The sequence below is a fragment of the Variovorax sp. PCZ-1 genome, from assembly GCF_018413605.1.
Taxonomy (GTDB): Bacteria; Pseudomonadota; Gammaproteobacteria; order Burkholderiales; family Burkholderiaceae_C; genus JANMDU01.
Genome location: NZ_JAHCDN010000009.1, coordinates 1 through 7,487, shown reverse-complemented (window position 1 = coordinate 7,487; position 7,487 = coordinate 1). Strand labels below are relative to the sequence as shown.

Annotated in this window: 7 protein-coding genes; 3 read left to right on the top strand and 4 right to left on the bottom strand. The window is 53.2% G+C overall.

Annotation, left to right across the window (positions count from 1 at the left end; translation table 11 throughout):
* From KIH26_RS16770 to KIH26_RS16755, 4 genes are all read right to left on the bottom strand, one after another.
* Positions 1-1,318: multicopper oxidase family protein (locus tag KIH26_RS16770; protein WP_213446839.1), on the bottom strand; the 1,318-nt coding region annotated here is incomplete at its 3' end.
* A 40-nt stretch (positions 1,319-1,358) separates the two neighbouring features.
* A complete protein-coding gene (locus KIH26_RS16765; protein WP_213446838.1) occupies positions 1,359-2,786 on the bottom strand; it encodes a TolC family protein in 1,428 nt (475 codons plus the stop codon).
* Between the two features lie 21 nt (positions 2,787-2,807).
* Positions 2,808-3,113 carry a hypothetical protein gene (locus KIH26_RS16760; protein WP_213446837.1) on the bottom strand — a complete coding sequence of 102 codons (306 nt, stop codon included), beginning with the start codon at positions 3,111-3,113 and terminating at the stop codon, positions 2,808-2,810.
* A 498-nt stretch (positions 3,114-3,611) separates the two neighbouring features.
* Entirely contained in the window at positions 3,612-4,541 is a 930-nt protein-coding gene (locus KIH26_RS16755; RefSeq protein WP_213446836.1) for a LysR substrate-binding domain-containing protein, read from the bottom strand.
* Between the two features lie 128 nt (positions 4,542-4,669).
* Here KIH26_RS16755 and KIH26_RS16750 point away from each other — a divergent pair, with 128 nt between their 5' ends.
* From KIH26_RS16750 to KIH26_RS16740, 3 genes are read left to right on the top strand one after another with little or no spacing between them, the layout of a single operon-like run.
* Positions 4,670-5,128, top strand: coding sequence for a hypothetical protein (locus KIH26_RS16750; RefSeq protein ID WP_213446835.1), 459 nt, complete (start codon positions 4,670-4,672; stop codon positions 5,126-5,128).
* Positions 5,128-6,276: a pyridoxal-phosphate dependent enzyme gene (locus KIH26_RS16745; RefSeq protein WP_249661634.1), complete on the top strand. Its 1,149-nt coding sequence runs from the start codon at positions 5,128-5,130 to the stop codon at positions 6,274-6,276. The genes KIH26_RS16750 and KIH26_RS16745 overlap by 1 nt, the downstream gene beginning before the upstream one ends.
* 18 nt (positions 6,277-6,294) lie before the next feature.
* A complete protein-coding gene (locus KIH26_RS16740) occupies positions 6,295-7,272 on the top strand; it encodes a Bug family tripartite tricarboxylate transporter substrate binding protein (RefSeq protein ID WP_249661622.1) in 978 nt (325 codons plus the stop codon).
* The last annotated feature ends 215 nt before the right edge of the window (positions 7,273-7,487 follow it).

Here is a 7,487-nt window from a genome sequence, read left to right as displayed (position 1 = left end):
AGCGTGCAGGCTCAGGCAATGCACCTGTCCATTCAAAAGCTTGCGTGCCGGGTGGTTGCTTGTACCAACCGGGATCTTTATAGTCGCCCGGTTTCTGATCCTTACGCACCTTGACCATGCTGAACATGCCGCCCATCTCGACCGAGCCATAAGGCCCTGTGCCTGTCATCATCGGTGCGGTGTTCTCAGGCAGCTCCATCTCCATCTCGCCCATATCTGCCATGCCGCGCTCGCCCATCACCATGTAGTCGGGAATGGCTTTTTGGATTTTTCTCACGAGTCCTTTGTGATCCACGCCAATCATGGTTGGAACATCATGCCCCATCGCATTCATCGTGTGATGGCTCTTGTGGCAATGAAATGCCCAATCGCCTTCTTCATCAGCAAGGAACTCGATCTGCCGCATTTGCCCCACCGCCACGTCTGTTGTGACTTCATACCAGCGTGTAGATTTGGGCGTAGGCCCGCCGTCTGTACCCGTGACCAAAAACTCATGTCCGTGCAGGTGAATCGGGTGATTGGTCATCGTCAAATTACCAATGCGGATGCGAACCTTGTCATTCAGACGTACGTTGAGCGAATCAATGCCGGGAAAGATACGGCTATTCCAACTCCATAGATTGAAATCCAGCATGGTCATGATCTTGGGAGTCATGCTGCCGGGATCAATGTCATAGGCATTGAGCAAGAAGCAAAAATCGCGGTTGACTTCATCAATCACTGGATTTTTTTCTTTCGGGTGCGTGACCCAAAAACCCATCATGCCCATGGCCATCTGCGTCATCTCGTCGGCATGTGGGTGGTACATGAAGGTGCCGGGGCGACGCGCCACAAACTCATACACAAACGTCTTGCCCACAGGGATTTGCTTCTGATTTAAGCCACCCACACCATCCATGCCATTAGGCAGTCGCTGGCCATGCCAGTGAATCGTGGTGTGTTCTGGCAGCTTGTTGGTGACAAACAACCGCACCCGATCACCTTCGACGACTTCAATCGTCGGGCCTGGCGATTGGCCGTTGTAACCCCACATATTGACTTTGAAACCGGGGGACATTTCACGCACCACGGGTTCAGCCACCAAGTGAAATTCCTTCACGCCGTTGTTCATGCGCCAAGGCAGTGTCCAGCTGTTGAGCGTTACGACGGGGTTGTAGGGTCTGCCCGTTTGCGGCACGAGCGGCGGCATAGTGTCCGGCTTCGGTTGCATCACGGGTTCCGGTAAAGCGGCCATCGCCACTTTACTCACACTGGCTGCGGTGGCAGCCAGTGCGGTTGCACCTAGCGTTGCCGAGCTAAAAAAGTTTCTGCGATCCATATTTTTTCCTTAGGTGGAGGTGTTCACGCGAATGTGAGCCTCAGTGTGGTTTTGCTTCGCCGCCAGCCGCAGGTGCAGCGCTCAAGCCGGCCATGCCACCGGGCGAAGTGCCAGTGAGTGCGGTTTGCAAATCAGTTTCAATCAGCCAGAAATCGCGCAAAGCGTCGATGCTCGCGCTCACGGCCATGATGTTGGTGCGGGTGTCTGTCAGCAAATCAAACACGCCGATCAGCATGCCGTTGTAGCGCAGTAGGTTTTCATCGTTGATGAACTTGCGCAGCGGTACGATCTCGTCTCGGTAATGCTTGGCCACATCGTGTGCAGTGCGGTAGCTGTGCCATGCTTCGCGAGCTTCGCTGCGGGCATTGATCGCTGAAGCGCGCACTTGCGCAACAGATTGCATATAGGTGGCCTGCGCTCGCGCGTTGGCTGCACCGCCCCAATCAAAGATAGGAATAGGCAATTCGATTTCCCAGCCACGCAGTTTTTCCTTATCGCCCGTGGTTTGATCGGTCGTGGTTTCGCGGATCAGCCTCAAATCCAGTGCGTTTATAAAGCCAGTAGCTCTCACATAACCCAAAGACCGTGCCACATCACCAGACTGCTGGGCAGCAGCGCGCACATCCAGACGTTGTGCGAGCGCGCGAGCCTCTAAGTCTTTGGAATCCATCACCTCTTTGGGTAAGTTGGGCAGTCGATCAGGTAGCTTGAATTGCGTTTGGTCGCCCCATAAGCCCAAGAGCCGGATGAGCTTTTCGCGTTCGGCAAATGCGGTGTTCTCTGCACGGGACTGTGAAGTGGCAGCATCTGCCAGCATCGCTTGCTCTTTGGCTTGATTGAGCTTGCTCCAGTTGCCCACACGAGCTAGTCGCCGTGCCAATTCGCCAGCAGCCTCAGCAGCGAGTTTGGCCTGCGCAGCGTATTGCGCCGTTTGCTGCGCAGCAACGGCACTGATCCAAGCTTTGCGGGTATCAGCGGCGATGCGGATCACACTTTGCGCTGCTTGCAGCTTGGCGATTTCGTGTTGCTGTCCAGCCCATTGGCTGCGCCAAGGCAACGCCAACAAGCCAAAGACATTGATACCTAGCGCCCGCTCAATCATCACTTTGTCACCTTCAACGGCACGCATGAAGGAGAAATGAGGATTGGGCAGCGTGGCGGCTTGCACGCGCTCGGATTCACTAATGCGTAGCTGCGCCATACTGCTGTGGAGTGACGGATTGTTCAGAAGTGCGATACGCACAGCGTTATCCATCGTCAGTGGTGACTGGTTCAGTAGTTGGTTCACTGCCTCTTGCGTTTGTGCTGTGGTCGCAGTAGCAACGCTCGCTTGTTGAACGCCAATAGCATTCAAGCTGGGCGCTGCTGCATCGGCCATATCTTTTGCGCCGCCGTCTGGCGTGAGACTCGCGCAGCCAGCCAGTAGCGCCGCGCTCGCTAGGGCGAGCAGGGTTCGTTTTAAAGCCATAAAAGCCTCTTAAAGGTGTTGTTAATGTTTGTGGGCTGGTGCAGCGGATGGCTTGGTAGTCTTTTGACTCTCCATCTCTTCCTGCTTCAGAATGTCCACATGCCCGCGTGTGAACTTACCGACATCATCATTGGCTTTGCGCCAATCAAGTTTGTCTCGCTCTATGCCTAGCGAGGTCTCGCGGAACACGCTACGGTACTCCACAGCGGGCACTGTAGCCCTCGAATTGGCCACGGATGGCGGCTGAGTTTGCGCTGCCACGGCCAAAGGCAACAAGCTAGCGCAAATCCATGCGCTGCGAATCGAAAAAATACGTAAAGAATTCATCTTAAATCTCCAAAGCAAAGCGTTGATCACAGTTAACAAAAACTGCGGGCGCACGAAGGCTATGAAAATTTAGAGAACGGGTGGCTTTTGAGGTTGAACGAGTTCAGCACTCATCCAAGAGAAGACACTTTGGTCACCATGCTGACTAGGCATGGCAAATGACACAGAAAAGGCTATGTTGTTTTGCAAAGCAGGCGTATGACAAACTTGGCAAGACATGCAACTGGCTGATGGTGAGCATTCAGATGCATTTTGAACGACATCAGTACTAACTGCATCGACTAGGTGGCAAGGATGCTCACTGCTGCTCGCCTTTGAAGTTACAGAGTGGTGTACTGCCGTCGTCGTGCTTTGATGCATGCGAGACATCTCAATGGCCATAGCGTCGCCAACAAAGCCACGAAGGCTTGTTAGCAAAATCAAGGCGAGTAGAAAATATCTGCGCATGGCTAAATGATACATCAGCTTTGAAAAAGTTCCATGAACTTTCCGCACGCATCATTTCAGCAGTGTTTTTAGACGGCGTTCATCCTCCGCCAATTGATGACGCATGACTGCCAGAAATGACTGAGCGGTGCGAGAGAGCACTTTGTCGCCGGGCAGCACCAGAATGCAGGCAAACTGCACGTCAACGGATAGCCGTCGCACCACAAGCCCGCGCTCTGCATAGTCCAGAGCAGTAATTGGATTGACCAATCCAACACCTAGCCCGCGTAGCGCCATCTCACAAACGCTGGCCGCGTAGGGCGTGTGTGCAGCCACGCGCAGGCTCACGCCGTGCGAAGCTAGGGCAGTCTCAAGCCGATGTCGAGATGCGTCTTCTGGATTAAGTGCGATGAAATCGACTTCTGCAAGTTGACTGGGCGTAATTTTTTTGAAGCGCGCGAGCGCATGTCCTGACGGCATCACAACAACACCGCTCATTTTTGCAAAGGTGGAATGGTTAATTCCTTCAAGCGGCAACTCATCCGCCATGAGCCCGAAATCGCATGCGCCTCTGCTGACGCGATCCAACACATCTTTTGAGCTGAGTACTTGCAGTGAGACCTGCGGCCAGCGGGTCGGTGGTTGCAGGTCTAGCTGCGCGCGCAAGCTCGCAAGCGCCCTTGGTAAGAAGCCCAAACCAAATGCCGGATAGCAGCTGATTTCCATGCGTCCCAAACCAAAATCACGCAAACTGCTCAGCCGATGCTCGATAGCATCCATACCGATGAAAACGCGATCAATTTCACCGATAAGCGCTTGTGCTTCAGGTGTAGGCACTAGCCGGCCTGATCGCCGCTGGAATAGTGTTAGTCCAGCCTGAGTCTCTAGGCGCTTGAGCGACTGACTCACAGCAGGCTGAGTCACCCGAAGCAATTGCGCTGCTTTATGCGTTGTACCTGTGCGCATCAGCGCGCGAAAAGTCTCAATCTCTGTGAATCGCATGGTTTACGGGCAATTGTTTTAGACTTATCAATGATAAAAGAAATTATCAAGTGAATATATAAACATGTTGCAAATAATCATCCAATAATTACATTGGAAGCTCCCTGATCACTTATTTGGAGACTTCAATGAAATTTGTCAAAACGCTTTTCGCATGCTCATTCGCGCTCATGATGGCGCTGCCCGCCGTGGCGCACGACTTTAGTGAGGATATTGCCAGATACAACCAAGTTGCAGCCACTAAAAAGTTGGACAGCAAAGAAGCCATTGCCGCCCGTGTCGCTTTAGAGCGCAGTCAAGGCATCATGGATCAAGCTGACATCAAAATGTTGCTACGAATCCGCAGTCTCACAAATTCAGCGCTACGAGACCTTGGCGAGCAACCGGCTTTCTTGTCCAGTGAACTCAAGCGTGTAGAAGCCGCACTTGCCAACCCAAAAACCACAGATGCAGCCAAGCTTGCCAAGGCACGCGCCACCTACCAAGCATTGCTGGCAGAGAAGCCTGCTTACGATGCATTAGAAAACGAAGGCATAGAAAGCATGAAGCAAGCGCTCAAATTGATTGAGACAGCACCGAACAAATGATGAGTGCTGTACTAGGTCACGCAGATTTGCACAGCAGACCCGTACGCTTAATTGCGGGATGGCGCTGCTTGCGCTGCAACACAGCTTACGAGGCTCATCGCACCAACCCGATAGGCTGCGTCTCTTGTCTGGCGCAAGGCATCCACGCGAGTTTGCGCGCAGACTATTCGGCCACGCCCAGTATGCGTGTGCTGCAAGCCTATGACCGACCTTTCAGTTTGGGCGAGGGAAATACACCATGCACGCCTTCGCCTAGCTTAGCTCGCACGACTGATGTTGTTCAACTTTGGATCAAAGACGAGTCCTGCAACCCGACAGGTTCGCACAAGGATCGGATGTCGGCTATCGGCATCACGCAAGCCCTTGAAATGGGTGCGCATACAGTGGTGTTGGCTTCTTCGGGCAATGCTGCCCTTTCGGCAGCGCGATATGCGCAAGCAGCAGGATTGCGATGTGAAGTCGCTGCCTACGATGGTCTACCGCGTGCCTACGCGAAGTTGCTTGATGAATATGGTGCTGTCTGTCACTCGTTTGCAGACAACGAGGGACGATGGGCTTTTGTTCGAGAACGTGCGCAGCAGTTAGGCTATCTTGCACTCACAAATTACAGTCTACCGGCACTAGGTAGTGCGCCGTTGGCCATTGAAGGCTATAAGTTGATTGCACAGGAATGCATTGACAACGCCGTGAGTCCTACTGATGTTGTAGTGCCCACTGCGCGCGGGGACTTAGCATGGGGAATTTTTGCAGGGTTTCGTGAGTTGCTGCATGCTGGGCGTATCGCAGTATTACCGCGTATCTGGATCGTTGAGCCATTTGCTCGCTTGTCGAAAGTGCTCGCAGGCGCAGAATTGCACGCCACCTACTCTGGCCAAACCGCTCAGTTTTCTACGGCAGGTGCCACCGTCACTTATTTGCAATATCAAGCAGCCACAGCATCTTTGGGTGGCGCTGTGGTTGTGAATGATGCAGCGGCTCACTCTGCCAGAGATGAGTTGTTGGCCTTAGGTATCAGCGCTGAACTGTGCGCAGCCGCTGCCTATTCTGCCATCACCACTTTACGCAAAGAAGAGCGAATTTCAGCCAGCAGCCGCGTGCTTTGGCTGCTTACTGCCAATGCCTCTCGCGATCCAAGTTTTCCAACATGATTTATTTAGGAGCTATCTATGAGCCATTCATTTTCTAAATCTCGCCGCTTGATGCTCACCGCATCGGCAGCTACTCTCGCCCTGCCTCGTATCGCACTAGCTGCTTATCCGGACAAGCCCATCAAGATCATTGTGCCGTGGGCGCCAGGTGGTAGTACCGATGCGATTGCGCGTGCCCTTGCTCAGAGCATGAGCGAAGGTTTGAAGCAGTCGGTGATTGTGGACAACCGTGCCGGGGCAGGTGGCCAAATTGGCACAGACTTTGCTGCCAAGTCACCCGCTGATGGCTATACCTTGTCTATCGTTGAGTTGCCGCATGCGATTGCTCCGGCTGTCGTGGCTAAAGTTCCCTACGATTTGTTGCGCGATTTTTCGCCGATTTCGCTGATCGGTACATCACCAATGATCTTGTTTGCGAACTCATCAGCAAACGATCTGAAAGGCTTTGTCAAATCCTCTACGCCAAGTCTGCCTTCTGCCATAGCGCATAGTGGCTCGGGCACATCCAGCCATCTCGTGGGTGAGTTATTTGCCAAAGCCACAAAAACAAAATTCACGATGGTGCCTTATCGCGGCTCTGCGCCAGCGCTCACCGATGTGGCCGCAGGCATCGTAGCCGGGCATTTTGCGACCCTTGCCAGTGGCGCGAGTCTGATGTCTGCTGGCAAGATCAAGCCTTTGGCAGTGACCAGCCGACGCCGCATGGATACACCCAGTATGCGGAATGTGCCCACGATGGCTGAACTCGGCTTTAAAGATTTTGAGGTCAACCAATGGTGGGCACTCGTAGCACCATCCACTACGTCTATTGATACACTGGAGATGGTTCGTACTCAAACGCTGAAAAGCTTGTCTGATCCGAAAGTCTTTGAACGCCTTTCAACGCTTGGCATTGACCTCAAAGGCTCTTCACGCGACGCAACACGTGCCTTCATGCGGGCGGAGTCAGAGCGCTGGCAAGCCGTAGCCAAAGGAATTGGTTTGCAGCCTCAATAGCTGTGAAGTGTTCAACCTCATGTGCAACAGCGCTTTTCGCTCAAGAAGATGGCACTGTTGCGCTTGAGACTGCATTGGTTTGACTCGGGACAGCGTTAGCGAATACGCGAGAAAGGCCATTTAAGCTGCTGCCAATATGAGTTATTGATTGTCTCGTGACGCAAGCCTACTTCGCCTGATCGAGGACCAGTTTTTGCATGATGAAACGTGCCAAA